Annotated in this window: 26 protein-coding genes; 8 read left to right on the plus strand and 18 right to left on the minus strand. The window is 64.9% G+C overall.

The window, feature by feature from the left end:
- The first annotated feature begins 505 nt into the window (after positions 1-505).
- The 4 genes from J8I33_RS05040 to J8I33_RS05055 all read left to right on the plus strand — a co-directional run bounded on the left by J8I33_RS05040 (position 506) and on the right by J8I33_RS05055 (position 4,324).
- Complete coding sequence (locus J8I33_RS05040; RefSeq protein WP_089488673.1) at positions 506-1,723, plus strand: DUF2863 family protein; 1,218 nt, start codon at positions 506-508, stop codon at positions 1,721-1,723.
- Positions 1,724-1,934: 211 nt separating this feature from the next.
- Positions 1,935-2,777, plus strand: coding sequence for a response regulator transcription factor (locus J8I33_RS05045; protein ID WP_050016506.1), 843 nt, complete (start codon positions 1,935-1,937; stop codon positions 2,775-2,777).
- Between the two features lie 76 nt (positions 2,778-2,853).
- The gene (locus tag J8I33_RS05050; RefSeq protein ID WP_050016504.1) at positions 2,854-3,528 is read left to right on the plus strand and encodes an energy-coupling factor ABC transporter permease; all 675 of its coding nucleotides are present in this window, start codon (positions 2,854-2,856) and stop codon (positions 3,526-3,528) included.
- Between the two features lie 169 nt (positions 3,529-3,697).
- Positions 3,698-4,324: a hypothetical protein gene (locus tag J8I33_RS05055; RefSeq protein WP_209933728.1), complete on the plus strand. Its 627-nt coding sequence runs from the start codon at positions 3,698-3,700 to the stop codon at positions 4,322-4,324.
- Positions 4,325-4,409: 85 nt separating this feature from the next.
- On the opposite strand, the gene J8I33_RS05060 is transcribed toward J8I33_RS05055, so the two are convergent.
- Together J8I33_RS05060 and yaaA are read right to left on the minus strand one after the other, a co-directional pair.
- Positions 4,410-5,564 (minus strand): M14-type cytosolic carboxypeptidase, encoded by a 1,155-nt coding sequence (locus J8I33_RS05060; RefSeq protein WP_124554874.1) that lies wholly within the window; start codon positions 5,562-5,564, stop codon positions 4,410-4,412.
- 140 nt (positions 5,565-5,704) lie between these two features.
- Positions 5,705-6,487 carry a peroxide stress protein YaaA gene (gene yaaA, locus J8I33_RS05065; protein ID WP_209933734.1) on the minus strand — a complete coding sequence of 261 codons (783 nt, stop codon included), beginning with the start codon at positions 6,485-6,487 and terminating at the stop codon, positions 5,705-5,707.
- 57 nt (positions 6,488-6,544) lie between these two features.
- Here yaaA and J8I33_RS05070 point away from each other — a divergent pair, with 57 nt between their 5' ends.
- The gene (locus tag J8I33_RS05070; RefSeq protein ID WP_089488677.1) at positions 6,545-7,030 is read left to right on the plus strand and encodes a putative toxin-antitoxin system toxin component, PIN family; all 486 of its coding nucleotides are present in this window, start codon (positions 6,545-6,547) and stop codon (positions 7,028-7,030) included.
- A 28-nt stretch (positions 7,031-7,058) separates the two neighbouring features.
- Complete coding sequence (locus J8I33_RS05075; RefSeq protein ID WP_050016494.1) at positions 7,059-8,231, plus strand: pyridoxal phosphate-dependent aminotransferase; 1,173 nt, start codon at positions 7,059-7,061, stop codon at positions 8,229-8,231.
- Positions 8,232-8,270: 39 nt separating this feature from the next.
- Here the strand turns inward: J8I33_RS05075 and J8I33_RS05080 are convergent, their stop codons facing one another.
- Entirely contained in the window at positions 8,271-8,927 is a 657-nt protein-coding gene (locus J8I33_RS05080) for a glutathione S-transferase (RefSeq protein WP_124631404.1), read from the minus strand.
- A gap of 202 nt (positions 8,928-9,129) precedes the next feature.
- Here J8I33_RS05080 and J8I33_RS05085 point away from each other — a divergent pair, with 202 nt between their 5' ends.
- Positions 9,130-9,921, plus strand: coding sequence for an enoyl-CoA hydratase (locus tag J8I33_RS05085; protein ID WP_089488679.1), 792 nt, complete (start codon positions 9,130-9,132; stop codon positions 9,919-9,921).
- Between the two features lie 209 nt (positions 9,922-10,130).
- The gene (locus J8I33_RS05090; protein WP_050016513.1) at positions 10,131-10,823 is read left to right on the plus strand and encodes a glutathione binding-like protein; all 693 of its coding nucleotides are present in this window, start codon (positions 10,131-10,133) and stop codon (positions 10,821-10,823) included.
- Between the two features lie 47 nt (positions 10,824-10,870).
- Here J8I33_RS05090 and J8I33_RS05095 read toward each other — a convergent pair whose 3' ends face one another.
- From J8I33_RS05095 to nuoG, 15 genes are all read right to left on the minus strand, one after another.
- The gene (locus tag J8I33_RS05095) at positions 10,871-11,347 is read right to left on the minus strand and encodes a MaoC family dehydratase (protein WP_089488680.1); all 477 of its coding nucleotides are present in this window, start codon (positions 11,345-11,347) and stop codon (positions 10,871-10,873) included.
- Positions 11,344-11,805, minus strand: a complete 462-nt coding sequence (locus J8I33_RS05100; RefSeq protein WP_050016488.1) for a MaoC family dehydratase — start codon at positions 11,803-11,805, stop codon at positions 11,344-11,346. The genes J8I33_RS05095 and J8I33_RS05100 overlap by 4 nt, the downstream gene beginning before the upstream one ends.
- Positions 11,806-11,843: 38 nt before the next feature.
- Positions 11,844-12,977 carry an acyl-CoA dehydrogenase family protein gene (locus J8I33_RS05105; RefSeq protein WP_209933736.1) on the minus strand — a complete coding sequence of 378 codons (1,134 nt, stop codon included), beginning with the start codon at positions 12,975-12,977 and terminating at the stop codon, positions 11,844-11,846.
- Between the two features lie 19 nt (positions 12,978-12,996).
- Positions 12,997-14,193: an acyl-CoA dehydrogenase family protein gene (locus J8I33_RS05110; protein WP_089488681.1), complete on the minus strand. Its 1,197-nt coding sequence runs from the start codon at positions 14,191-14,193 to the stop codon at positions 12,997-12,999.
- 55 nt (positions 14,194-14,248) lie between these two features.
- Positions 14,249-14,671, minus strand: a complete 423-nt coding sequence (locus J8I33_RS05115) for a DUF1178 family protein (RefSeq protein WP_209933739.1) — start codon at positions 14,669-14,671, stop codon at positions 14,249-14,251.
- Positions 14,672-14,807: 136 nt separating this feature from the next.
- On the minus strand, positions 14,808-15,398 hold the full coding sequence (locus J8I33_RS05120) for an NUDIX hydrolase (protein ID WP_124554868.1): 591 nt from the start codon (positions 15,396-15,398) through the stop codon (positions 14,808-14,810).
- 39 nt (positions 15,399-15,437) lie between these two features.
- Complete coding sequence (locus tag J8I33_RS05125; protein ID WP_006478276.1) at positions 15,438-15,734, minus strand: DUF2818 family protein; 297 nt, start codon at positions 15,732-15,734, stop codon at positions 15,438-15,440.
- Positions 15,734-17,188 (minus strand): NADH-quinone oxidoreductase subunit NuoN, encoded by a 1,455-nt coding sequence (gene nuoN, locus J8I33_RS05130; protein WP_175886159.1) that lies wholly within the window; start codon positions 17,186-17,188, stop codon positions 15,734-15,736. The genes J8I33_RS05125 and nuoN overlap by 1 nt, the downstream gene beginning before the upstream one ends.
- A 39-nt stretch (positions 17,189-17,227) precedes the next feature.
- On the minus strand, positions 17,228-18,718 hold the full coding sequence (locus J8I33_RS05135) for an NADH-quinone oxidoreductase subunit M (protein WP_050016477.1): 1,491 nt from the start codon (positions 18,716-18,718) through the stop codon (positions 17,228-17,230).
- A gap of 18 nt (positions 18,719-18,736) precedes the next feature.
- Positions 18,737-20,797 (minus strand): NADH-quinone oxidoreductase subunit L, encoded by a 2,061-nt coding sequence (gene nuoL / locus J8I33_RS05140; RefSeq protein ID WP_050016476.1) that lies wholly within the window; start codon positions 20,795-20,797, stop codon positions 18,737-18,739.
- A 17-nt stretch (positions 20,798-20,814) separates the two neighbouring features.
- Positions 20,815-21,120 (minus strand): NADH-quinone oxidoreductase subunit NuoK, encoded by a 306-nt coding sequence (gene nuoK / locus J8I33_RS05145; RefSeq protein ID WP_006478272.1) that lies wholly within the window; start codon positions 21,118-21,120, stop codon positions 20,815-20,817.
- Positions 21,121-21,138: 18 nt separating this feature from the next.
- A complete protein-coding gene (locus J8I33_RS05150) occupies positions 21,139-21,789 on the minus strand; it encodes an NADH-quinone oxidoreductase subunit J (protein ID WP_209933741.1) in 651 nt (216 codons plus the stop codon).
- A gap of 112 nt (positions 21,790-21,901) precedes the next feature.
- Positions 21,902-22,390 (minus strand): NADH-quinone oxidoreductase subunit NuoI, encoded by a 489-nt coding sequence (gene nuoI / locus J8I33_RS05155; RefSeq protein WP_006484869.1) that lies wholly within the window; start codon positions 22,388-22,390, stop codon positions 21,902-21,904.
- A 10-nt stretch (positions 22,391-22,400) separates the two neighbouring features.
- Entirely contained in the window at positions 22,401-23,468 is a 1,068-nt protein-coding gene (nuoH, locus tag J8I33_RS05160) for an NADH-quinone oxidoreductase subunit NuoH (RefSeq protein WP_050016474.1), read from the minus strand.
- On the minus strand, positions 23,469-25,799 hold the full coding sequence (nuoG, locus tag J8I33_RS05165) for an NADH-quinone oxidoreductase subunit NuoG (RefSeq protein WP_209933743.1): 2,331 nt from the start codon (positions 25,797-25,799) through the stop codon (positions 23,469-23,471).
- Positions 25,800-25,824: the final 25 nt, after the last annotated feature.

Genomic DNA, 25,824 nt, shown 5'->3' on the forward strand with positions numbered 1-25,824 from the left:
AATCACTTCATAAACCTGACTTACTTTAGTGTGAGACTCTTGATACTTTCGCTATCTGATCCGAGGATCAGCTCGCTGCCATCAAGCGCCCACACTTATCGGCTGTTAATTTTTAAAGAGCATTCTGCGAGGAACTTCGTGATTCCCGGCAGCGCTGCGTTTTCAGCAGCAGAGAAGCGAGATTATGAACCGTGTTTCGCAGTTCGTCAACAACTTTCTGAACGACTTCGTTGCGACTGCGGGGCTCAACTTCCTGTACCGCCAAGGCTCGCTACGACCGAACCCCAACAGCACCGCTTCCCTTCCTCCCGCGCCGCGTTTCCGTTAGCGCGAAAGAGGCGTGATTCTATGCAGCTCAGGTCGTGAGCGCAAGGGGTTTCGCAGAAACTTTTTTACACAGGCCGCAATTCGGCCGTCCGGCCATGCTTGGCCACGAGACCGCTTATGGTGCAAAGAACGGACTAGAATGTGAGGTTCTTCGCCTCTTTCTATATACGTCTTTAATATGCGCCAGCGAATCGCCAAACGCCTCCCCCCCGATGCCGACAAACTGGTCGGTCTGTCACTTGCGCTCTTCGCGTCGGGCAGCCGCATCGAGGATCGCTTCTGGGAAGCGAAGCTCGATACGCTGCTCGCCAAGATCGTCCGGAACGGCAATCAGACTACGCTCGACGCCGCGCTCGACCATCTTCAGCAGAATCATCCCGACGCCTACGGCGCGCTCGCCGACATGGCCGAGACGCACAGCGAGTCGATGGTGATCGAGCACGACGGCCAACCATACGATGCGCTGCTGGTCGCCGTCCCGGTCCTCGCCTGGACGCGCTACATGATTCCGTCGGGCCCGCTCAAGGGCGACGTTGCCGACGCGCTGCGAACGCATCTGCAAGCGCACGTGCTCGCGAACGGCACCCTCGTCGGCCTCGCACCGTTCCTCTACAGCATCGACCAGTTGCCGCGGCACCATGTCGAAACCTACCGGCTGGCCCAGCAGCTCGCCCACGCGGCAATCGGCCAGCACGCCCCGAAGCTGAGCTTCGGCGACCTGCCGGAAACTTCGCCGATCCTCGCCGATCCGCGCTTCCTGCTGGCGGTCGTCGCCGCGCCGGCCGGCGCGCCGCTGTTCCGCTGGCAAGAAGAAGAAAACGGCAGCCGGATCGAGCGCGGCCAGTGCCTCGAACAATGGACGGCCCAAGGCGGCCCGAACCTGTCGATCGCGCTGCCCGGCTGCGAGTTCGAATGCCTGCTTCCGGACGCGTACTACTCGGCTTGCCGCGATGCGGACGAACGCGTCCGTCCGCATACCGTCCGAACGGCCATTCGTTATCTATTCGACACACTTGGTGCAGCGCCGCAAGAGCTGCGCGCGGTGGTCGCCGGCTTCGGCGAACGCCGTATCGACGAGTATCGCGTCGGCTTCACGCGACGTGCGAGCAACGACGTGATCTACGGTGTCGTGTGGCCGCTCTACGGCCGTGAAAACGGCGACATCTCGGTCGACAACGCGACGCTCGAAGGCGAAGCGCCGATCGAAGGACCGCTCGAGGAAATCGTGAGCCTGCTGAAGGAATGCGGCGTAACCGACGTCCGGCGGCACGCGGGCCGCTTCGAACCCGAATACTGCGACGACTGCGGCGTGCCGCTTTACGCCGATCCGCTCGGCGAAATTGTCCATGCGGAAATGCCGGAAGACGCGTCGCCCGCCCAGCCGCACTTCCACTGACCCGCACCGCAGGCCCAGACGGCCTGCCCGCCCCAAAGCCGCTTTCGGTTCCCTGCCGAAGCGGCTTTTTTCATATCCGATGCCCGGTCGCTCGAAATTTCGAACTTTTCCTAAGCCTTTCAGCCAAGCAGACATCGTGTAAGGTCTTTGTCATTATCGGGGCCAGCTTATCCCCGACGGCAGTCAATGACTCACTTCACGGAGGTTGAATATGCGGTTCTTGGTACTTAACTCAGACGCCGAACGGCGTGACGGACTGAAGACCCTGTTGCGGCAGATCGACCGGCACGCCAGCATCAACGATGCGCCTGACGGTTTCCAGGCACGCCGGCTGCTGCGCACCCAGCGTTTCGACCTCGTCGCGATCGACTGGCTGGACGTGGGCCGGATCAGCGAGCTTCAGGCACTCGGCAACGCGTGCTCGCCGACTCCGGTCGCCGTCCTGGTCGACGACATCTCGCCCGAAGCGATCCAGCGCTTCTTCAATTACGGCGTCGCAGGCGTGATCCCGCATTCCACGCGGCCGCACCTGATCGTGCGGGCGCTCGAGATCGTGCTGCTGGGCGGCCACTACATTCCGCCGATCGCCCTCAGCCTGCTGCCGTCCACGGCAACGGCGACGGCCCGCCACGACGCCCATTTCCAGACGCTCGCCGGCTCCCTGCCGCGGCGCCCGCCGAGCGGCCTCCTGTCGCCGCGGCAAGCGCAGATCATGCGGTTCGTCCACATGGGCAGCACGAACAAGATGATCGCGCGTACGCTCGGCATCAGCGAAGGCACCGTGAAGATCCACCTCGCGAGCATCTTCCAGCAGCTCGGCGCCGCAAACCGCGCCGCCGCGGTCGCGATCTACAACGGCTGGCTGTCGCCCCATCTCGAGGTGCTGCTGGCGAACCGGAACCGCGCCCGTAAACCGGTCATCGGGGAACACGGCCCGGCTCCGCTGCGTACACAACGGCATGACCGTCCGTACCCGTTACCCACCGCGAATACCGGCACGCAGGACCTGCCACTCGCCGCCGAGCCACCGGCACGGTTCAGGCGCGGACGCTAGGCAAACAGTCTCGATATTGCGACGGTCGGGCATGTGCAGGCTCCCACCTTTGATGCTCAACGAGTAATATGGACGCATGGGTTTTCTTTTCACACCGCTTCCGCTCTGGGTTGGCATCGGTGGCTGGATCGCCGCCGTGGCCCTGCTCGCGCTCGCGATCTGGAATCGCCCCTTCGTACGCCTGCAAGACGCCACGCTTCAGCACGTGTGGCTCGCGCTCGTCACAGCGATCGCGGTCCTGTGGGCCTCGAACGCATGGCTCGAAGATGGCATCGTCATGCATCTGCTCGGCGCGACGTTGCTCGTCACGCTGTTCGACTGGACGCTCGCACTGGTCGCGATGGGCGCCGTCACGGCGATTGCCGCCGTCATCTTCGACGCGCCGTGGCAAGGCATCGGCCTGACCTATCTGATCTACGGTGCGCTGCCTGTCGGCGTGTCGGCGTTGCTGCAACGCGCCGCACTCGCGTGGCTGCCGCACAACCTCGCGTCGTTCATCACCGGGCAGGGCTTCCTGTCGCCCGCCATCGCGATCGTCGCGGTCGCCGCGGCGGCGGCCGGTGTCCAGCTCGCGCTCGCGGACGGCGTGCCCGTCGTGATTCCGGCCGGCTATCTGCTGAACACCGCGCTGCTCGCGCTCGGCGAGGCCTGGTTCACCGGCATGGCAACGGCCCTCATCGCCGTCTATCGCCCCGCGTGGGTCACGACCTTCGACGTCCGCCGCTACCGCCTCGGCGGCCCGCGCGCCTGAATTTCCTCCGCATCGGACGAGCGCACACGCGTATCGGCGGCCATTCCGCCGCGCGCGCCGAATACGTCACCTACTGCCGCACAACTTTTTTACGCTAAGATTGAACTCCTGTTCTTCATCGGGCATCTATACGTGCCCGACGTCTTCTTCGCTCCTCACCAATAACCAGATGGACAGCTCACCTGCCTCGCTCCGGATTTTCCGGGCGCTCGGCAAGCTGGCAGCCTGTATCGCGGGCCTGTCGCTTGCGCTTCCCGCACCGGTATTCGCCGACCTGCTCGACCAGCGTTCCGAACTGATCAACAAATTCGTCAACGAGATGCATGCCGATCCGCTCGCCGCCGATTGTGCGGCGCACGGCAGCTTCATCGCCAGCACGTCGACGGCGTTCGATCGCGTCGACTTCGCGCCGAACGCATTCGACGGCGGCAACGCGACGATCACGCCGTGGAACGACTCGTTCGACCAGGGCAAGCAGCGTGTGAAAGTCGACAACATCGTCACCGTCGACGGGCTCGGCATCCATAGCGACGGCAGCGACCCGACGCCGCTGAAATTCCGTTGCGGCTATGTCGGTCAGCAAATGCTCGCGTTCAGCTGGAACGATCCGGTTCCGCCGCTGAAGCCGCGCGTCGAGCGCTCGTCGTCTTCGACGAAGAAGTTCAAGGGCAAGTCGCACCGCGGCAAAGCCAAGGCGAAGGCATCGGGCCGCACCGGCGGCAAGAAGGCCGTCGCGACGAAGAAATCAGGCGGCCAGAAGAAAGCCGTGAAGAAAAAAACCGCGAAGAAGTCCTGATACGGCGGAGCGGCGACGACAGCAGCAAAAAAGGCCGGTGCATCGCAAGACGCACCGGCCTTTTTTCATGCGACGACGACGGCGTTTACGCGAACGTGTCGACGTGCACGAGGATCGCGGCCAGCATCGCCGCGCCGAGCGCCGCGCTACGCTCGCCGTTCCAGCCGACGCGCTCGTCGGGCAGGTTCGCATTGTCCTTGAACGGCATTTCGAGCGTCAGCGACAGGCAGCCGAACTGGTGGCCGATGTACTTGGACGCGAGCTTCAGCGCGTCTTCCTTGTACTTGCTCGCCGCGTAGCCATGCTCGGTCTGGAAGTCGGGGCTGGCGACCTTGAACGCGTCGATGAACGCGGTCTGCTCCTTGCGCTGCTGCTCGGTGAAGCTCGGCAGCATCTCCGAGCCGGCGACGAACACGTACGGCAAATCCTCGTCGCCGTGAATGTCGAAGAACATGTCGCAGCCGATCGCGTGGATCGCATCGCGCACGGCCAGCACTTCGGGGCTGCGCTCGGCATCGGGCGCCATCCACTCGCGGTTCAGGTTCGCACCGGCCGCATTGGTGCGCAGGTTACCGTGCACGCTGCCGTCCGGGTTCATGTTCGGGACGATGTGGAACGTCACGCGATCGTAGAGCTTGCGCGCAACCGGGTCGCCCGCCCAGTCGCCCCATCCGGCCAGCCGCTTGACCAGGCCTTCGACGAACCACTCGGCCATCGATTCGCCCGGATGCTGGCGCGCGATGATCCACACCTTCTTCTTCGGCGCACCATCGGTTTCCGGCGTGCCGAGCGTCAGCAGCGACATCGGACGGCCTTCGACCGTGCGGCCGAGCTCGGCGACCCTCGCCTGCGGCAACTGCTGGACCGCGCCGAGAAACGCCGCGTGACGCTCTTCGGAATACGGTTCGAAATACGCGTAGTAGATGCTATCGAATTCCGGCGTATGGTCGATGGTCATCGTCTTGCCGTCGAATGTCGTCGGCACCCGGAACCAGTCGACGCGGTCATAGCTCGCTACCGCGTGGTAGTTGCGCCAGCCCGACGGATACGCGCATTCGGCTGCGTTCTCGAACGTCATCACGCATCGCTCGCCGCGCGCCCCCGTCAAACGGTAGTAAAACCATTGCGCGAATTCCGAGCGATTGTCGCCACGCACGCGCAGCCGGATTGCGTCGGGGCTATCGCACGACACGACGTCGATTGCGCCTGCGTCGAAATTACTGGTGATCGAAACGGCCATCTGTCTATCTCCTTTGTCGACCAGCGTTAGCGCTTCAGCGCTTACGCTGGTCCCATGCAAAGCGGTCGACCGAATCGGGCAGCGTACCGCCTGTCCGGCCCCAATGCATGCGCCGGCCGTCTCGTGAACGGCCGGCTGGGTCACTCGCCGATGCGTCGGCGATATACGTAAGTCGAATCGTTCGACGCCGCCGCATCGAACGCATAGCCTTCGGTCGCGAATGCCTTCAGCGCCTTCGGGTCGGTGATACGGTTCTCGACGACAAAACGCGCCATCAGGCCACGCGCGCGTTTCGCATGGAAGCTGATGATCTTGTAGCGGCCGCCCTTCCAGTCCTCGAATACCGGCGTGATGACCGGCGCGGCCAGCAGCTTCGACTTGACCGACTTGAAGTATTCGGTCGACGCGCAGTTGACGAGCACGCGCGCCGCGCCGCTGCGCGTCTCGAGCTGCTCGTTCAGCGCCCGCGTGATGCGGTCGCCCCAAAACGCATACAGATCCTTGCCACGCGCGTTCGCGAAACGCGTGCCCATCTCGAGCCGGTACGGCTGCAGCAGGTCGAGCGGACGCAACAGCCCGTACAGGCCCGACAGCACGCGCACGTGCTGCTGCGCATAGTCGAGATCGGTCGGCGACAGCGATTTCGCGTCGAAACCCTCGTAGACGTCGCCGTTGAACGCCAGCACGGCCTGCTTCGCGTTGGCCGGCGTGAAGGTCGGCGACCAATCGGCGTAGCGCTGGAAGTTCAGGCGCGCGAGCGGGTCGGAGATATCCATCAGCGCCGCGATGTCCTGCGGCGACAGCTTGCGCAGGCCGGCGATCAGCTCCGACGCGTCGTCGACGAATGCAGGCTTCGTGTAAGACTGGACGTGCGCGGGCGTCTCGTAGTCGAGGGATTTGGCGGGAGAGAGAACGATTATCATAGAGGCTCGCTGGCACGCCGTGCCTTGCGGTCAGACGAAAACCACCGATTGTAACGAATGCCCCGCTCTCTCGCCCCGCATGCCGCCCACCGCGTCGTGCTCGACTCGAACGTCTGGATCGACATCCTCGTATTCGACGACCCCGCTACGCGCCCAATCCGGGCCGCGCTGGAGCGCGGCACGCTGGCCGCCGTAATCGACGGCCGCTGCCTGACCGAGCTCGAATACGTGCTCGACTATCCGCAGTTCCAGTCGCGCGCGATCGACAAGGCTGCCGCGCTCGCGACGGTCGCCCGGCTCGCGAGCCTCGTCGAACCGTCGCCCGTCGACGCCGACGCGCCGCCGCTGCCGAAGTGCAAGGACCGCGACGACCAGAAATTTCTCGAACTCGCCCGCGCCGCACAGGCCGACTGGCTCGTGTCGAAAGACCGCGCGCTGCTGAAGCTCGCGAAACGCACCGCACGCGACTTCGGTTTCCGGATCGCGCAACCCGCGCCGTTCGTGGAAGCCTGCGCGCTCGACGCCACGGCGACGCCGGCCTGACGCCTCACACCCGAATTCGACCGTCTCGATGAACGCTCCTTCAGATATGCCAACGACTCCCGTTTTCCCGTCGCGCCTGCCGAACGTCGGCACGACGATCTTCACGGTCATGAGCGCGCTTGCCACCGAAAAAGGCGCGGTGAACCTCGGCCAGGGCTTCCCGGATTTCGATTGCGATCCGCGCATCGTCGATGCGGTCGCCACCGCGATGCGCAACGGACACAACCAGTACCCGCCGATGGCCGGCGTCGCCCCGCTGCGCGACGCGATCGCCGACAAGATCGCGCAGGTGTACGGCCGACGCTACGATCCGGGCACCGAAATCACCGTGACGGCCGGCGCGACGCAGGCGCTGCTGACGGCGATCCTCTGCGCGGTGCATCCGGGCGACGAAGTGATCGTCGTCGAGCCGACCTACGACAGCTACCTGCCGTCGATCGAGCTTGCCGGCGGCAAACCCGTGTTCGTCACGCTGGACGCACCCGACTACACGATCCCGTTCGACCGTCTCGCGGCCGCGATCACGCCGAGAACGCGGATGATCCTGATCAACACGCCGCACAACCCGACGGGCACCGTGTGGCGCGAGGCCGACATGCGCAAGCTCGAGGACATCGTGCGCGGCACCAACGTGCTGATTCTGTCCGACGAGGTCTATGAACACATGGTCTACGACGGCGCGCGCCATGAGAGCGTCGCGCGCTACCCGGAGCTCGCCGCGCGCAGCTTCATCGTGTCGAGCTTCGGCAAGACCTATCACGTGACGGGCTGGAAGGTCGGTTACGTCGCGGCGCCGGCGGCGCTGACCGCGGAATTCCGCAAGGTCCACCAGTTCAACGTGTTCACGGTGAACACGCCGATGCAGATCGGGCTCGCCGACTACCTGCGCGACCCGGCGCCGTACCTGTCGCTCGCGGGCTTCTATCAGAAGAAGCGCGACTTCTTCCGGGCCGGCCTCGAGCGCACGCGCTTCAAGCTGCTGCCGTGCACGGGCACGTACTTCCAGTGCGTCGATTACTCGGCGATCAGCGACCTGCCCGAAGCGGAATTCTCGAAGTGGCTCACGTCGGAGATCGGCGTGGCGGCCATTCCGGTGTCGGCGTTCTATCATGAGCCGCACGAATCGGGCGTCGTGCGCTTCTGCTTCGCGAAGCAGGAAAGCACGCTCGCATCCGCGCTCGAACGGCTCGCCCGCCTGTAAGCCCGGCAGGGGCGGCCACGCGCCGCCCGTCAGACACGCTTACGAACGCACGACGTTCGCCGCTTCGACATACGCCTTGCGCTCGGCTGCCACGCGTTGCGCGGCCGGGCGTTCACCGACCGTCTTTGCGTGCGCCTTCCAGTCGATGCCAGCATCGAGCAGGAAGTCGCGCCCGAAGACGGCCTTCGTCGCCATCCCGACGACCGGCAGATGAACCCACGCGGCCATGTCCGCGAGGCCGAACGAGTCGCCGAGCACATGCGGCGAAAAGCGCGTCATCTGCTTGAATGCATCGATCGCGCGCGGCAGGCGCTTCTCGACGTGCGCTTTCATCCCGTCGCTCACCTTGCCGCCGAAAAACGCTTCCGTGTACACCTCGCGCGCCATCCATTCGAGATACAGCTCGAGCGTCTCGACAAGTTCGCGCACCTTCGCCGCAGCGAACGGACTTGCGGGGAAAATGCCTTTCTCGGGATAGCGCGCCGCCAGGTATTCGATGATCGCCTGCGACTCGAACAGCGCGCCCTCTTCGGTCTTCAGGAACGGAATCTTGCCGAGCGGCGAATCGGCAAGCTGCGCCGGATCGCTGATCGGCAAACCGCACACCCGTTCCTCGAACGGAATGTCGTGCTCGAGCAGGACGAACTTCACCTTGTTGTAGTAGTTGGACAACGGAATACCGCACAGCTGTAGCATCGGGGTCTCCTTCCTTGCTGAAGCGCGGCCGCATCGACGCCGGCCGCATCGGGATTCATCGCGCTGAAAAGCACGTCCGTGCTAGTCTAAAGCAAGTTGTGCGTTCGTCACGACGACATTACCTCCGCTGCGGCGTCGGCTTCGCCCGTCCGCGCGACACACGCGGCGTCGCCGCCGCGCCATCCGATGGAGACACGCTCGCATGAGTGCTGAACTGCTGGCCTCGCGTCCGCCCGAGAGCGAATCGACGCTCGTCCTCACGCTGTCCAATCCCGGCGCGCGCAACGCGCTGCATCCCGACATGTACGCGGCCGGCATCGAAGCGCTCGCCACCGCCGAGCGCGATCCGGCGATTCGCGCCGTCGTGCTGACCGGCGCCGATCGCTTCTTCTGCGCAGGCGGCAACCTGAACCGGCTGCTCGAGAATCGCTCGAAGGATCCGTCCTTCCAGGCCGACAGCATCGATCAGCTCGCGGCATGGGTCACGGCGATCCGCGCGTCGACGAAGCCGGTGATCGCGGCCGTCGAAGGCGCCGCGGCCGGCGCGGGCTTCTCGCTCGCGCTCGCGTGCGACCTGATCGTCGCCGCACACGATGCGAAATTCGTGATGTCGTATGCGCGCGTGGGCCTGACGCCCGACGGCGGCGGCTCGTGGTTTCTCGCCCGCGCACTGCCGCGTGCGATCGCGGCCGAAATCCTCTTCGAAGGCAAGCCGGTTGCCGCCGAACGCCTGCATGCGCTCGGCGTCGTCAACCGGCTCACCGCGCCCGGCACGGCACTGAGCGACGCACTGGCATGGGCCGACGCGCTCGCCGGCATCTCGCCGAATGCGCTCACGCGCATCAAGTCGCTGCTCGACGACGCGACCGCGCAACCGCTGGACGCGCATCTCGGCACCGAGCGCGATCATTTCGTCGCGTCGCTGCATCATGCGGACGGGCTCGAAGGCATCACCGCCTTTCTCGATAAGCGCCAGCCGCGCTACAAGCGCTGATCCGCCGCGTCGGCCTTCGAACCGACGCTACGCCGCGACGTCCATCCGATGCGCCGCGCGCAACGCCCGCGGCGCTCTCCCGTGCGGCCGCGCATGCCCGTCGGCACGCGCGTTTCCGTCGCCAGCAGCCCGTGTCGATCCATGCTCTAATGACCGCCTGTCGCGGTGCCGCCGGCGCCGTTTTCGCGCATGCCACACAGGAGTTGACGATGATCGACGTCTATAGCTGGGCGACCCCGAACGGCCACAAGGTACACATCATGCTCGAGGAAACCGGCCTCGCGTATCGTGCGCATCCGGTCGATATCGGTGCCGGCGACCAGTTCAAGCCCGAATTCCTGAAGATCAGCCCGAACAACAAAATCCCCGCGATCGTCGATCCGGACGGCCCCGGCGGCCAGCCGATCTCGCTGTTCGAATCGGGCGCGATCCTGATCTACCTCGCGGAGAAGACCGGCAAGTTCCTGCCGACCGAGCCGGCCGCGCGCTATGCGACGCTCGAGTGGCTGATGTTCCAGATGGGCGGCGTCGGCCCGATGCTCGGGCAGGCGCACCACTTCCGGCTGTATGCGCCGGAGAAGATCGAGTATGCGGTCAACCGCTACACGAACGAAGCGAAGCGCCTGTACAACGTGATGGAAAAGCGGCTCGGCGAATCCGAGTATCTCGCAGGCGACACGTACACGATCGCGGACATTGCGACGTTCCCGTGGACGCGCTCGTGGCAAAACCAGGGCATCGTGCTCGATGAACTGCCGAACGTGAAGCGCTGGCACGAGGCGATCGCCGCGCGACCGGCCGTGCAGCGCGGCGTCGAGGTGCTCGCGTCGATGCGCAAGGCGCTGCAGGACGACAAGGCACGCGAGGTGCTGTTCGGCGCAACGCAATACGCGAAGCACTGACGAGCGTGTAACGAGCGGAGCGGCATCCGCGCATGCCGCTCCGTGCTTCAGAAGTAATGCAGCGTGACGAACTCCGCCGCGCATACCGGCAGCGGCGCGTCGGGGCGCTCGACCTGCATCGATACCGACCACGTTACCTGGATGCCGCCGCGCGCGGCGTCGGCGGTTTCCTTTACCGCGAACAGCGCACGCACGCGCGCCCCGACCGGCACCGGCTTCAGGAACCGCACGCGGTTCAGCCCATAGTTCACGCCCATCTTCTGCTCGAAGCGCATCGCGTCGGTCATCAACGCAGGAATCAGCGACAGCGTCAGGAACCCGTGCGCGATCGGCCCGCCGAACGGCGACTCGCGTCGCGCGCGTTCGGGGTCGACGTGAATCCATTGATGATCGCCGGTCGCGTCGGCAAAACCGTCGACGCGCGGCTGGTCGATCTCGATCCAGCCGCTCGCGAGCGGCTCCGCGCCGACCCGCGCCTGCAGCGCCTGCGCCGATGCGATCAGCGGCAAGGTCACGTCGGTCATGAGTTCGCGCCCCCCGGATGGCGCAGCCCGAAAATCACCTTGGTGTGCACGGAGATCACCGTCTCGCCGGCTTCGTTCACGCCGATCCATTCCGTCGACACGATGCCGCGATCGGGCTTGCTCTCCGACACGCGTTTGTCGTGCACCTTCTGGTACATCGTGATCGTGTCGCCGGCGCGCACCGGCTTCAGCCAGCGGATCGAATCGATGCCCGGCGAGCCCATGCTGGTCGAATCCGGCCCGAGCTTCTGGACCAGCAGGCTCATGAATACTGAGCACGTATGCCAGCCGCTCGCGACGAGCCCGCCGAAATGCGACGCCTTCCCCGCTTCCTCGTCGACATGGAACGGCTGCGGATCGTAGCGCTTCGCGAACGTCTTGATGTCGTCGGCCTCGAACGTGTAGCGGCCCACTTCGGTGGTACTGCCGACCACCAGGTCTTCGTAACTGATGCCCACTGATAAGTCTCCTTGTCTGGCGCGCTCGCGCGTCACCGTCATGCTACGTCGGTCTGCGCGAAATCGGGCAGCGCCGCGATGCGGGCGAGGTGATGATCGGTATCGCCGAGCGTCGTCTGGATGATCGACAGCCGCTTGAACAAATGCGCGGCGGCCACCTCGTTGGTCACGCCCATGCCGCCGTGCAGCTGGACCGCCTGCTGGCCGACGAAGCGCGCGGCCGCGCCGACCCGCGCCTTCGCGGCCGACACGGCCTTGCGCCGCGCATCGGCATCGCCGTTCGCGTAGCGGACCGCCGCGAGATAGGTCAGCGAACGCGCCTGCTCCGCATGGATCAGCATGTCGACCATCCGGTGCTGCAGCGCCTGAAAACGCGCGATCGGCACGCCGAACTGCTCGCGCGTCTTCGTGTATTCGACCGTCGCGCGATTCAGTTCGTCGAGCGCGCCGACCGCTTCCGCGCACAGCAGGAAGGTCGCGTAATCGGCGATCTGCTCGAGCGCCGCCGCGTCGCGCGCCCCACCCGTCAGCAATCGGGCCGGCGTTTCGTTGAACATGATCGTCGCGGCGCGCTGGCCGTCGATGGTCCGGTAGTCGACCACCTTCGCATTGGCCGCATCGCGTTCGACGACGAAGAGGCCGAGGCCGCCGCCGTCGACCCGCGCAGGCACGATCCACGCGTGCGCCTGGGCGCCGTGCTGAACGACCGACTTGGTACCGGTCAGCCGGTACGTGCCGCCCTGCCCGCGCGCGTGCGTGTCGAGCTCGTACAGGTCGTAGCGCGCGTGCGGTTCGTGGAACGCGACCGCCACGCGCTTGTGCCCCTGCGCGACCGCCTCCAGCAGCGCGGCATCGTCGCCCGCGCCGGAGCCGGCGATCCGCAACGCCTCGACGCCAACCGCCGTGGCCCAGTACGGCTCGATCACGAGCGCACGGCCGAGCTCCTGCATCACGACCAGCATGTCGACCGGGCCGCCGCCGAAACCGCCCTGTGCGTCCGGCACGGGCAACGCGGTCAAGCCCAGTTCGGTGAATGCGCTCCACTGCGCATCCGACACGCCGGTATCGCTACGCACGATCGCCTGGCGCGCGTCGAAGCCGTATTGCTCGCCAAGATACCGGCGCAGCGCGTCGGCGAACTGCTGCTGCTCATCGGTAAAGCTGAAATCCATGGTTGTCTCCGTTCCCTGATCACAGCCCCAGAATCATCTGCGCGATGATGTTCTTCTGGATCTCGTTCGACCCGCCGTAGATCGACGTCTTCCGGTAATTGAAGTAGTACGCGGCGAGCGGCGCCGCATCGTCGTCGCCGGCGATGCTGTGTTCGCGCTCGCCATCGAGGAACGGCACGTCGAACGGTGCGGCCAGCGGACCGATCGCTTCGACCATCAGCTCGGTGAGCGCCTGCTGCACCTCGGTGCCCTTGATCTTCAGCATCGACGCCTCGGGGCCGGGCCCCTTGCCGCTCGTCTCGCGGCTGACGACGCGCAGCACCGTCACCTCCAGCGCCATCAACTCGACTTCGAGCGCCGCGACCTTCGCGGCGAACACGGGATCGGCGAGCAACGGCTTGCCGTTCTTGCGCTGGTTCGATGCGACGCGCTTCAGGAACGCGAGCTCCCGCTTCGACGCGCCGACGCGCGCGATGCCGGTGCGCTCGTGGCCCAGCAGGTATTTCGCGTAGGTCCAGCCGCGGTTCTCGTCGCCGACGAGGTTCTCGACCGGCACCTTCACGTCCTCGAAGAACACCTCGTTGACCTCGTGGTCCTCGTCGAGCATCACGATCGGGCGCACCGTGATGCCGGGCGTCTTCATGTCGATCAGCAGGAACGAGATGCCTTCCTGCTTCTTCGCGGCCGGATCGGTGCGCACGAGGCAGAACATCATGTCGGCATACTGGCCGAGCGTGGTCCAGGTCTTCTGGCCGTTGACGACGTAGTGATCGCCGTGGCGCTCGGCGCGCGTGCGCAGCGACGCGAGGTCGGACCCGGAACCCGGCTCCGAATACCCCTGGCACCACCAGTCCGAGCCGTCGAGAATACGCGGCAGATAGTGGCGCTTCTGCGCTTCGCTGCCGTATTTCATCAGGACCGGCGCGACCATCGACACCCCGAACGGCAGCACGGTGGGCGCACCGATCCGTGCGCACTCCTCGTCCCAGATGTGCCGCTGCGTCGCGTTCCAGCCCGGGCCGCCGTATTCGACCGGCCAGGCGGGCGCGGACCAGCCGCGCTGGCCCAGGATCCGGTGCCAGCGCGCGAAATCCTCGCGGTCGAGTCGTTTGTGATCGAGTACCTTGGCGCGCAGTGCGTGAGGCAGGCTGGCCTCGAGCCAGGCGCGGACGTCGGCGCGGAACGCGTCGTCGGCGGGGGAATAGTCCAGATCCATGCGCAGTGTCTCCTGTCCGCGGCCGTCCGGCCCGGCCAAGGACACACTGCGTACGTCATTGCAGCGGTTCTTTCAGCGCGGCAGGAATCGGCAGCGGCATCACGTCGATGCCTTCTTCGACCAAGGACTGCGCATCCTCCGGCGTCGTGACGCCGCGAATGCTGCGTGCGGGCGCCTCGTTGTAATGGATGCGCCGCGCTTCCTCGGCGAAGCGCTCGCCCACGTTCTCGGTCTTCTCCAGCACCTCGCGCAGCGCGCGCATCACCTGCGCCTGCAGCGCACGCGGATCGGTCGGCTGCGGCTGCGTCGCGCCCGACAGGTTCAGGCGCGGCGCGGACGGCATCCGGTTGATCTCCGTCGTTCCGCACACCGGGCATTCGACCAGCTTGCGGGACAACTGTGCTTCGAATTCATCGGCGGAAGCGAACCAGCCTTCGAACCGATGACCGTGCGGACACTGTAAATCGAGGACCTTCATGCTGAATCAGGGCGTGTGACGAGTGTAGCGCAAAAAGCGGTTTTGTGAACGGTCGTGCTAAATCCCGATCGCGCGGCACGAACGCACCGCGTCACCGGATTGTAACGCGGCGCCCCGCCCGCCGCTGACGCCGCGCTCAGGGCGTGACGACCGGCCCGAGCGGCCACGCGCCGGACAGCACCTTGTCGAGCCACATCGTGCCGATGATCGTCTTCACGTCGGAGATCTGGCCCGTGCGCACCCATTCCTGCAGGTCGGCCAGCGTCGCGGTGAAGGTTTCGAGGAATTCGCCTTCGTCGAGCTTGCGCTCGCCGGCCGTGAGCCCGCGCGCGAGGTACAGGTCGATGAATTCGGTCGAATAGGAAATGATCGGGTGAATACGGGCCAGGAACACGTATTCGCGCGCCGTGTAGCCGGTTTCCTCGCGCAGTTCGCGCGCCGCACACGCGAGCGCGCCTTCGTTCGGGTCGAGCTTGCCGGCCGGGAATTCGGCCATCACCTTGCCGATCGGATAGCGGAACTGGCTCTCCATCAGCACGCGGCCGTCGTCGAACAGCGGGATCACCATCACCGCGCCCGGGTGTTGCACGTATTCGCGCGTCGCCTTCTTGCCGTCCGGCAGACGGACGGTGTCGCGCTTGAGCTTGAGGAACGCGCCTTCGAAGATCGCCTCGCTTTCGAGGCAGGTTTCGGTCAGTGCGGCGTCGTGATTGGGTAGTTCGGCCATCGGCGGCTCCTGAATGAGCACGACGGACGGCCGAAGCCGTCAGCGTCGTTTGACGAGATACTGGAACGTGAAGCCGGGAAACGCGAACACGACGAAGAGACTGAACGTGATCGCGTAAAACTGCCAGCCCTGTTCGAAGCGGTTGCCGGCGCGCGACTCGAGCCAGAAGCCGAGCGCGCCGACGACGAAGTACAGCACGATCAGCTCGCCGATCCGCACCCACGCGTTCTTCTTCGTCGCGCCGAACGGCACGACGGCGAAGAGGCGTTGATTCAGGAACGGCAGGTTGGCGCAGACGAGCGCCAACAGCACGATGAACCAGCCGGCTGCCGACATTACAGCGGCAGCGTGTGACGGATGGCCTGCAGGCAGGCGGTCAGCAGCGGGCTCGGGATCAGACCGAGCACGACGACGGCCAGGCCGTTCAGCACGAGGATCGTGCGCTTGCAGAAATCGCCCGAGATCGGCGTCGAATCCTGCGGGGCATCGAAGTACATCAGCTTCACGATGCGCAGGTAGTAGAACGCGCCGAACAGCGACGTGATCACGGCCAGCACGGCCAGCCACGTGAGGCCCGCGTTGACGGTCGCCTCGAGCACGGCGAGCTTCGCGTAGAAGCCGACGGTCGGCGGAATGCCGGCCAGCGAGAACATCATGACCATCATCACGAACGCGAACACCGGGCTGCGCTTGTTGAGGCCCTTGAAGTCGTCGATCGTTTCCGCTTCGAAATCGCGGCGCGCGAGCAGCATCACCACGCCGAACGAGCCGAGCGTCGTGATCAGGTAGACGATCGCGTAGAACATCGCCGAGCTGTACGCGTTCGCCGGTGCCGCCGCGTCGCCCTTCACGATGCCGGCGAGCAGGCCGAGCAGCACGAAGCCCATGTTCGAGATCGCCGAGTACGCGAGCATCCGCTTGATGTTGCGCTGGACGATACCGGTGATGTTGCCGACGATCAGCGACAGCGCGGCGAGGATCACGAGCGCGGTCTGCCAGTTCTGCGCGAGCGGCAGCAGGCCCATCACCAGGAAGCGCAGGCCCCATGCGAACGCGGCAACCTTCGGGCCGCCGCCGACAAACAGCGTCATCGCGGTCGGTGCGCCCTGGTAGACGTCCGGCACCCACATGTGGAACGGCACGGCGCCCAGCTTGAACGCGATACCGGCGACGATGAAGACCACGCCGAACATCAGCACGGCCGCGTCGGTGTTGCCGCCGACCGCCTTGTACACCTCGCCGAGTTCGAGCGAGCCGGTCGCGCCGTAGAGCATCGAGATGCCGTACAGCACGAAGCCCGACGCGAGCGCGCCCAGCACGTAGTACTTCATCGCGGCTTCGCTCGACTGGGCAGCATCGCGGCGCAGCGCGATGACCGCGTACAGCGACAGCGACATCAGTTCGAGGCCGAGGTACAGCGTCAGGAAGTTGTTGCCCGACACCATGACCAGCTGACCGAGCAGCGAGAACATGCCAAGCAGGAACACGTCGCCGCGGAACATGTCGCGGTCTTCGAGGTACTTGCGCGAATAGACGAGCGACACCGCGAAACCGAACGACACGACGGCCTTCATCGTGCTCGCGAACGAGTCGACGACGACCATCTTCGAGAAGAAGTAGTACTGCTGCGGGTCGAGCGCCTGGACCGAGAACCACACGCCGGCGACGACCGACGAGACGACCGCGATCAGATAGGTCAGGCGGCGGCCGGACGCACCGGTAAAGGTGTCGTTCAGCCAGGCGACGACGATGGCGGCCAGCACCAGCGCGTCAGGCAACAGGACATTCATAGGGGCGTTTTGCATGATCTTGAGTTCCTCCGCTCGCGATTACTGGGCCAGCGGCAGCTTCGACTGCGCGACGTGGGAGAGGAGGTTTTCGACGGAAACGTGCATCACGTCGGTGAAAGGCTTCGGATACAGGCCCATCAGCAGCGTGAACGCGGCAAGCACGGCCAGCATCAGGAATTCGCGACGGCCGATGTCCTTCAGCTTGGCGACGTGATCGTTCGCGACGGCCCCGAAGTACACGCGCTTGTACATCCACAGCGTGTAGGCCGCGCCGAGGATCAGCGTGAATGCCGCACCGAATGCGATCCAGAAGTTGTACTGGACGGCCGCGAGAATCACCATGAACTCGCCGACGAAACCCGACGTACCCGGCAGGCCGCAGTTGGCCATCGAGAACAGCATCGCGAATGCCGCGAACTTCGGCATCACGTTCACGACGCCGCCGTAATCGGCGATCTGGCGCGAGTGCACGCGGTCGTACAGCACGCCGATGCACAGGAACATTGCGCCCGACACGAAGCCGTGCGAGATCATCTGGATGATCGCGCCTTCGACGCCGAGCTGGTTGAAGATGAAGAAGCCGAGCGTGACGAAGCCCATGTGCGCGATCGACGAATACGCGACCAGCTTCTTCATGTCGGCCTGCACCATCGCGACGAGGCCGATGTAGATCACCGCGATCAGCGACAGCGTGATCACGACCGGCGCCAGGAAGTGGCTCGCGTCAGGCGTGATCGGCAGCGAGAAACGCAGGAAACCGTATGCGCCGAGCTTCAGCATGATCGCGGCCAGCACGACCGAGCCGCCCGTCGGCGCTTCCACGTGCGCATCCGGCAGCCACGTGTGCACCGGCCACATCGGCACCTTCACCGCGAATGCGAGGAAGAACGCAATGAACAGCAGGATCTGCGGCGTCATCGCGATCTTCGCGTTCTGCCACGTCGCGAGGTCGAACGAATGCGTCTGCGTGTACAGGTAGATCAGCGCGACCAGCATCAGCAGCGAGCCGGCCAGCGTGTACAGGAAGAACTTGAACGCCGCGTACACGCGGTTCGGGCCGCCCCACACGCCGATGATGATGTACATCGGGATCAGGGTCGCCTCGAAGAACACATAGAACAGCAGGCCGTCGGCCGCCGAGAACACGCCGATCATGATCCCGGACAGGATCAGGAACGCCGCGAGGTACTGCGCGACATTCTCGGTGATCACTTCCCACGCGGCGATCACGACGATCACCGTGATCAGCGCGGTCAGCACGACGAACCACATCGAGATGCCGTCGACGCCGAGGTGATACGCAATGTCGAAGCGTTCGATCCAGGTCGACTTCTCGACGAACTGCAGCGCAGCCGTGCTCGAATCGAAGCCCGTGATCAGCGGGATCGTGACCGCGAGGCCGAGCAGCGCGCCGATCAGCGCGACCCAGCGGGCCGTCCCCGGATTTTTGTCGTTACCCACCGCCAGCACGAGGAGGCCGAAAACGATCGGCAGCCAGATCGCGGTACTGAGAATCGGAAAAGCGTGCATTAGTGTTGTCTCCCCGCCTTATTTGCCGCCGAGCGTTACAAACAGGGTCAGGAGCCCCAGCATGCCGATGATCATGGCGAACGCGTAGTGATAGATGTAACCGGATTGGAGGAAGCGGATCACGCCGGCGAACCAGCCGATGAACCGGGCGCTGCCGTTGACGAGGCCGTCGATCACCACGACGTCGCCCTCCTTCCACAGGCCGCGGCCGATCGCCACCGAACCGCGGGCGAACACCACTTCGTTGATCTTGTCCATGTAGTACTTGTTGTCCAGCAGCGTGTAGATCGGGCCGAACGCGCGGCGGATCGACGCCGGCAGTTCCGGACGCTTCAGGTACAGGAACCACGCGACGACCACACCGGCGAGCGCCAGCCACACCGGCAGGCCCGACACCGAGTGCAGGCCCATGCCGACCCAGCCGTGGAACTCTTCGGCCATCTCGGCCAGCGCCGGATGGTTTTCGCCGATGAAGATCACCTTGTCGAATGCGACGCCGTGCTGGAAGAAATCGCCGAACAGCATCGGGCTGATCGCGATCGCGCCGATGATCACCGACGGGATCGCCAGCAGCACCAGCGGCACCCACACGACCCACGGGGTCTCGTGCGGCTCGTGCGCGTGGTCGTCATGACCGTGGTCGTGGCCATGGCCGTGATCGTCGTGGCCGTGCGCAGCAGCCATGCCCATCGGCGATTCCGGATGCTTCGGATGGCGGAAGCGCTCTTCGCCGTGGAACACCAGGAAGTACATGCGGAACGAGTACAGCGCCGTGACGAACACGCTCGCGACGACCGCGAAGTATGCGAAGCCCGAACCCGGCAGGTGCGACAGCTTCACCGCGTCGATGATCGAGTCCTTCGAGTAGAAGCCCGAGAAGAACGGCGTGCCGATCAACGCGAGCGAGCCGACGAGCGACGTGATCCACGTGATCGGCATGTACTTGCGCAGGCCGCCCATGTTGCGCATGTCCTGGTCGTGGTGCATGCCCATGATGACCGACCCGGCGCCGAGGAACAGCAGCGCCTTGAAGAACGCGTGCGTCATCAGGTGGAACACGGCGACCGGGTAGGCGGACACGCCGAGCGCGACGGTCATGTAGCCGAGCTGCGACAGCGTCGAATACGCGACCACGCGCTTGATGTCGTTCTGCACGATGCCGAGGAAGCCCATGAAGAGCGCCGTGATCGCGCCGATCACCGTGATGAACGACAGCGCGGTATCCGACAGCTCGAACAGCGGCGACATGCGCGACACCATGAAGATGCCGGCCGTGACCATCGTCGCCGCGTGAATCAGCGCCGAGATCGGGGTCGGGCCTTCCATCGAGTCCGGCAGCCACACGTGCAGCGGGAACTGCGCCGACTTACCCATCGCGCCGATGAACAGGCAGATACAGGCGACGGTCAGCAGGCCCCAGTCGGTGCCCGGGAAGTGCAGGCTCGCGAGTTCCGCGCGCTTCGCGAACACTTCGCCGTAGTTCATCGAGCCGGCGAACGCGAGCAGCAGGCCGATGCCGAGCAGGAAGCCGAAGTCGCCCACGCGGTTCACGAGGAACGCCTTCATGTTCGCGTAGATCGCGCTCTCACGCGTGAAATAGAAGCCGATCAGCAGGTACGACACCAGACCCACCGCTTCCCAGCCGAAGAACAGCTGCAGGAAGTTGTTGCTCATCACGAGCATCAGCATCGAGAACGTGAACAGCGAGATGTACGAGAAGAAGCGCTGGTAGCCGTCTTCTTCCGCCATGTAGCCGATCGTGTACACGTGCACCATCAGCGAGACGAAGGTCACGACGACCATCATCATCGCGGTCAGCGAATCGACGAGGAAGCCGACCTCGAGCTTCAGCGAGCCGACGTTCATCCATTCGTAGACGGTCGCGTTGAAGCTTGCGCCGCCCATCACGTCGAGGAAGACTTTCGCCGACAGGAGGAACGCGATCATGACGCCGAGGATCGTGATCCGGTGTGCGCCCTTGCGCCCGACTGCGTTCCCGAACAGCCCCGCAATCAGCGAGCCGGCCAGCGGAGCGAGCGGAATCGCCAGCAGCAGGTTTTCATTGAGTGTCGTTGACATAACAGCGTAGCCTGAAATTAACCTTTGAGCTGATCGAGATCCTCGACATTGATCGTGTCGAGCTTACGGAACAGGGTCACCAGAATCGCGAGGCCGATCGCGGCTTCCGCTGCGGCGACGGTCAGCACGAAGAACACGAAGATCTGGCCGTGCACGTCGCCGAGGTAATGCGAGAACGCGACGAAGTTGGTGTTCACCGCCAGCAGCATCAGTTCGATCGACATCAGGATGATGATGACGTTGCGGCGGTTCAGGAAAATCCCGACGATCGCGATCGCAAACAGGATCGCGCCGAGCACAAGGTAGTGAGCAAGAGTCAGCATGGTTTTCTTTTCCTCCGCTTAGCCGTTGGTGCCCGAGCCGGCTTCGCTCTGCGCCGTCTCCGGCTGCGGCTTGTCCGCTTCCATCTTCACGAGGCGCACGCGGTCGTTGCGGCGCACCTTGACCTGATCCGACACGCGCTGGCGCTTGCTGTCCTTGCCCTTGCGCTCGGTCAACCCGATCGCGGCGATGATCGCGACCAGCAGCACGAGGCCGGCGATTTCGAACGCGAAGATGTAGTCGGTGTAAATCACCTTGCCGATCAGACGCGTATTCGACCAGTTGGCCATCTCGCCCGTCGCCATCGCATGCACGGTGTGCGTGTCGCCGTAGCCGCGCCACAGGATCAGCGCGGTTTCGATCACGATGATCGCGCCGACCACGGTCGCCATCGGTACGAAGCGCTTGAAGTCGCGGCGCAGGTAGTCGATGTTGATGTCCAGCATCATCACGACGAACAGGAACAGCACCATCACCGCGCCCACGTAGACCAGAACCAGCAGGATCGCGAGGAACTCCGCTTCCAGCAGCATCCAGATCGCGGCGGCGTTGAAGAACGCCAGCACAAGGAAAAGCGCAGACGCCACCGGGTTGCGCGAAGTGATCACCTTCAGCCCTGATACCGCCAGGAGCAGCGCGAAGATGTAGAACAGTACGGTCGTGAATTCCATGATTACCGGTTCATCGTTAGGCCATAGTCAGGCGCGGCTTGCGGAAGGCCCGCACCCGTCGCGGCGGCTCGGCCCGTTCATCGTTCATGCCGGGCCGGCACTGCAAACACAATCAACGATACGGCGCGTCGGCAGCCTTCGCCGCTGCGATGTCCTTCTCGTAGCGGTCGCCCACCGCGAGCAGCATATCCTTCGTGAAATAAAGGTCGCCGCGCTTTTCGCCGTGGTACTCGAGAATCTGCGTCTCGACGATCGAATCGACCGGGCAGCTCTCTTCGCAGAAACCGCAGAAGATGCACTTCGTCAGGTCGATGTCGTAGCGCGTGGTGCGGCGCGTGTTGTCCGCGCGCGTTTCCGATTCGATCGTGATCGCCAGCGCGGGGCACACGGCCTCGCACAGCTTGCACGCGATGCAGCGCTCTTCGCCGTTCTCGTAGCGGCGCAGTGCATGCAGCCCGCGGAAACGCGGCGAAATCGGGGTCTTCTCTTCCGGGAACTGCACGGTGAACTTGCGCTTGAACGTGTAGCGACCGGTCAGCGCGAGCCCCTTCAGCAGTTCGGTCAGGAAGAAGGTCTTAAAGAAGTGTTGGATAGCCGTCATGATTTCGTCCTTACTTCACCCAGATGTTCAGCGGCGACATCATCCAGAAGCCGACCACGACCACCCAGACCACCGTGACGGGCAGGAACACCTTCCAGCCCAGACGCATGATCTGGTCGTAACGGTAGCGCGGGAACGTCGCACGCACCCAGATGAACACCGACAGCAGCGCGAAGACCTTCAGCACCAGCCAGAAGATGCCCGGGATGAACGACAGGAATTCGAACGGTGCGTCCCAGCCGCCGAGGAACAGCGTCGCAGCCAGCGCCGAGATCACGATCATGTTGATGTACTCGGCGAGGAAGAACAGCGCGAACGCCATGCCCGAGTAATCGATCATGTGACCCGCGACGATCTCCGACTCCCCTTCCACCACGTCGAACGGGTGACGGTTCGTTTCGGCGATGCCCGAGATGAAGTAGACGACGAACGCCGGCAGCAGCGGCAGCCAGTTCCACGACAGGAAGTTCACGCCGTGGCCGGCGAAGAAGCCGTGCTGTTGCGAACCGACGATTTCCGACAGGTTCAGGCTGCCGGCCGTCATCAGCACGAGCACCAGCGCGAAGCCCATCGAGATTTCGTACGACACCATCTGCGCCGCGGCGCGCATTGCACCGAGGAACGCGTACTTCGAGTTCGACGCCCAGCCGGCGAGAATCACCGCGTACACGCCGATCGACGAGATCGCCATCGCGTACAGCAGGCCCGCGTTCACGTTCGCGAGCACGGCTTCGGCCTGGAACGGGATCACCGCCCACACCGCGAATGCCGGCACGACGGTCATCACCGGCGCGATCAGGTACAGCCAGCGGCTGGCGGCGCTCGGCTGAATGACTTCCTTCAGCAGCAGCTTCAGCACGTCGGCGATCGGCTGCAGCAGGCCGCCGGGGCCGACGCGGTTCGGGCCGAGACGCACGTGCATCCAGCCGATCAGCTTGCGTTCCCACAGAATCAGGTACGCGACGCACAGCAGGATGACGACGGAGACGACGAGGATGCGCACGACTGCCCACACCGTCGGCCATGCGAAGCCGAGAAGCTCGGCCCCGCCCGCGTTGATCGTATCGAACAAGCTCATTTACGCCTTCTCCACCACCAGTTCACCGAACAGGCTGCCGAGCGCTGCGCCGGCAGGCGTCGCCGCCGACACGCGAACGACCGTCTCCGCAAGATTCGCGTCGCGCACGGCCGGCAACTGCACCGCACGCTCGCCCTGGCGCACGCGCACCGCGTCGCCTTCCTTCAAGCCCAGCTTGTCGAACAGCGCGGCCGGCAGGGCTGCCGCGTTCGCCGCCTTCGCGGCGGCCGTCAGGTGCAGCGCACCCGCGCGGCGCACGAGCGCGTCGGCGTGATAGATCGGCACATCGGCCAGGCGCTCGAAACCGCCGTTCGCGGCATTCGCCGCGGCACGGGCCGGCGCGACCGACGTCTGGTTCGACAGGCGGCCCGCGACGCCGGCGTCGCCGAGCGCGGCGAGACGCACTTCTTCCGCGGTCTCGTATTCGAAGTTCGGCAGGCCGAGCAGGCTGCCGAGCACGCGCAGCACCTTCCAGCCCGGACGCGTGTCGCCGAGCGGGCGCACGACGCCGTTGAAGCTCTGCACGGTGCCTTCGGCGTTGACGAACGTCCCGGCCGTTTCCGTGAACGGCGCGACCGGCAGCAGCACGTCGGCGTAGTCGAGGCCGTGCTTGAACGGCGACATCACGACGACCATTTCCGCCTGGTTCAGCGCGGCCAGCGCCTGTGCCGGATCGACGGTGTCGAATTCCGGTTCGACGTTCAGCAGCACGTAACCCTTGCGCGGCTGCGTGAACGCTTCGCGTGCGTTCAGGCCGCCTTCGCCCGGCAGTGCGCCGACGACGTGCGCGCCGACCGTGTTCGCCGCTTCCGTCAGGAAGCCGAACGTGGCGCCGGTGTTGTCGGCGATCCACTGCGCGACGGCGTGCAGTTGCGCGAATTGCGGATGACGGACCGCGACGTTGCCGAGCAGCACCGCGCGGCGTTCGCCGTTCGCGAGCGACTGCGCGACGGCTTGCGCGGCCGCCGATGCGGTAACGCCCGCGAGCGCGTCGGGCAGCGCGACGCCGCGCAGTTGCGCGACGGCCGCGGCGATGCCGGCCAGCTCGTCGAGCCATGCGGACGGCGCGGCGACGATGCGTTGCGCGGTCGGGATCAGCGAATCGTCACCGGTGGCATGCAGGAAGTGCAGCTTCGCGCCGTTCTTCGCAGCCTGACGCAGGCGCGATGCGAACAGCGGGTGGTCGCGGCGCAGGAACGAACCGACGACGAACGCGGCGTCCACGTTCGACAGGTCGGCGATCGGCATGCCGAGCCACAGTGCGCCCTGGACCGGCGCCGAGAAATCCTGCTGACGCAGACGGAAGTCGACGTTCGGCGTCTTCAGTTCGTTGGCGAGCTGCTTCACGAGGAACAGCTCTTCCGCGGTGCTGTGCGCGCTCGCGAGCATCGCCAGCGCGTTCGCGCCGTGATCCGCGGCGATGCCCTTCAGGCCCTTCGCGACGTACTCGAGCGCGGTCTGCCAGTCGGTTTCGATCCACTGGCCGCCCTGCTTCAGCATCGGCTTCGTCAGGCGCGCTTCGCTGTTGAGGCCTTCATACGAGAAGCGGTCCTTGTCCGAGATCCAGCATTCGTTGATCGCTTCGTTCTCGAACGGCAGCACGCGCATCACGCGGTTGTTCTTCACTTGCACGACGAGGTTCGCGCCGACGGAATCGTGCGGGCTCACCGACTTGCGGCGCGACAGTTCCCACGTCCGGGCGCTGTAGCGGAACGGCTTGCTGGTCAGCGCGCCGACCGGGCACAGGTCGATCATGTTGCCCGACATTTCGGAGTCGACCGTCTTGCCGACGAACGTCGTGATTTCCGAATGCTCGCCGCGGCCCAGCATGCCGAACTCCATCACGCCGGCGATTTCCTGGCCGAAACGGACGCAGCGCGTGCAGTGGATGCAGCGCGACATTTCTTCCATCGAGATCAGCGGGCCCACGTTCTTGTGGAACACCACGCGCTTTTCTTCCGAGTAGCGCGACGACGACTTGCCGTAGCCGACCGCCAGATCCTGCAGCTGGCATTCGCCGCCCTGATCGCAGATCGGGCAATCGAGCGGGTGATTGATGAGGAGGAATTCCATCACCGACTGCTGCGCCTTCACAGCCTTGTCGGACTGCGTGCGGACGATCATGCCGGCCGACACGGGGGTCGCGCAGGCCGGCACGGCCTTCGGCATCTTCTCGACTTCGACGAGACACATCCGGCAGTTGGCCGCAACCGACAGTTTCTTGTGATAGCAGAAGTGAGGAATGTACGTGTCCGCCTTGTGCGCAGCCTGGATCACCATGCTGCCTTCGGGCACCTCGACCTTCTTGCCGTCTATTTCAAGTTCAACCATGATGGTGAATGGTCCTTAACCTATT

This window comes from Burkholderia sp. AcTa6-5 (assembly GCF_017815075.1).
GTDB classification, from domain to species: Bacteria; Pseudomonadota; Gammaproteobacteria; order Burkholderiales; family Burkholderiaceae; genus Burkholderia; species Burkholderia sola.

Excerpts from the sequence above, each read along its gene's own strand:
- J8I33_RS05060 (WP_124554874.1), bottom strand. The coding sequence starts at position 5,564 with ATGGCCGTTTCGATCACCAGTAATTTCGACGCAGGCGCAATCGACGTC.
- J8I33_RS05075 (WP_050016494.1), top strand. The coding sequence starts at position 7,059 with ATGAACGCTCCTTCAGATATGCCAACGACTCCCGTTTTCCCGTCGCGC.
- nuoI (WP_006484869.1), bottom strand. The coding sequence starts at position 22,390 with ATGACGGCTATCCAACACTTCTTTAAGACCTTCTTCCTGACCGAACTG.
- J8I33_RS05045 (WP_050016506.1), top strand. The coding sequence starts at position 1,935 with ATGCGGTTCTTGGTACTTAACTCAGACGCCGAACGGCGTGACGGACTG.
- J8I33_RS05125 (WP_006478276.1), bottom strand. The coding sequence starts at position 15,734 with ATGTCGGCAGCCGGCTGGTTCATCGTGCTGTTGGCGCTCGTCTGCGCC.
- J8I33_RS05085 (WP_089488679.1), top strand. The coding sequence starts at position 9,130 with ATGAGTGCTGAACTGCTGGCCTCGCGTCCGCCCGAGAGCGAATCGACG.
- yaaA (WP_209933734.1), bottom strand. The coding sequence starts at position 6,487 with ATGATAATCGTTCTCTCTCCCGCCAAATCCCTCGACTACGAGACGCCC.
- J8I33_RS05120 (WP_124554868.1), bottom strand. The coding sequence starts at position 15,398 with ATGGCCGAACTACCCAATCACGACGCCGCACTGACCGAAACCTGCCTC.
- J8I33_RS05090 (WP_050016513.1), top strand. The coding sequence starts at position 10,131 with ATGATCGACGTCTATAGCTGGGCGACCCCGAACGGCCACAAGGTACAC.
- nuoH (WP_050016474.1), bottom strand. The coding sequence starts at position 23,468 with ATGAGCTTGTTCGATACGATCAACGCGGGCGGGGCCGAGCTTCTCGGC.
- nuoL (WP_050016476.1), bottom strand. The coding sequence starts at position 20,797 with ATGTCAACGACACTCAATGAAAACCTGCTGCTGGCGATTCCGCTCGCT.
- J8I33_RS05150 (WP_209933741.1), bottom strand. The coding sequence starts at position 21,789 with ATGGAATTCACGACCGTACTGTTCTACATCTTCGCGCTGCTCCTGGCG.
- J8I33_RS05070 (WP_089488677.1), top strand. The coding sequence starts at position 6,545 with ATGCCCCGCTCTCTCGCCCCGCATGCCGCCCACCGCGTCGTGCTCGAC.
- J8I33_RS05105 (WP_209933736.1), bottom strand. The coding sequence starts at position 12,977 with ATGGATTTCAGCTTTACCGATGAGCAGCAGCAGTTCGCCGACGCGCTG.
- J8I33_RS05115 (WP_209933739.1), bottom strand. The coding sequence starts at position 14,671 with ATGAAGGTCCTCGATTTACAGTGTCCGCACGGTCATCGGTTCGAAGGC.
- nuoN (WP_175886159.1), bottom strand. The coding sequence starts at position 17,188 with ATGAATGTCCTGTTGCCTGACGCGCTGGTGCTGGCCGCCATCGTCGTC.
- nuoK (WP_006478272.1), bottom strand. The coding sequence starts at position 21,120 with ATGCTGACTCTTGCTCACTACCTTGTGCTCGGCGCGATCCTGTTTGCG.
- J8I33_RS05095 (WP_089488680.1), bottom strand. The coding sequence starts at position 11,347 with ATGACCGACGTGACCTTGCCGCTGATCGCATCGGCGCAGGCGCTGCAG.
- J8I33_RS05050 (WP_050016504.1), top strand. The coding sequence starts at position 2,854 with ATGGGTTTTCTTTTCACACCGCTTCCGCTCTGGGTTGGCATCGGTGGC.
- J8I33_RS05055 (WP_209933728.1), top strand. The coding sequence starts at position 3,698 with ATGGACAGCTCACCTGCCTCGCTCCGGATTTTCCGGGCGCTCGGCAAG.
- J8I33_RS05110 (WP_089488681.1), bottom strand. The coding sequence starts at position 14,193 with ATGGATCTGGACTATTCCCCCGCCGACGACGCGTTCCGCGCCGACGTC.
- nuoG (WP_209933743.1), bottom strand. The coding sequence starts at position 25,799 with ATGGTTGAACTTGAAATAGACGGCAAGAAGGTCGAGGTGCCCGAAGGC.
- J8I33_RS05135 (WP_050016477.1), bottom strand. The coding sequence starts at position 18,718 with ATGCACGCTTTTCCGATTCTCAGTACCGCGATCTGGCTGCCGATCGTT.
- J8I33_RS05080 (WP_124631404.1), bottom strand. The coding sequence starts at position 8,927 with ATGCTACAGCTGTGCGGTATTCCGTTGTCCAACTACTACAACAAGGTG.
- J8I33_RS05040 (WP_089488673.1), top strand. The coding sequence starts at position 506 with ATGCGCCAGCGAATCGCCAAACGCCTCCCCCCCGATGCCGACAAACTG.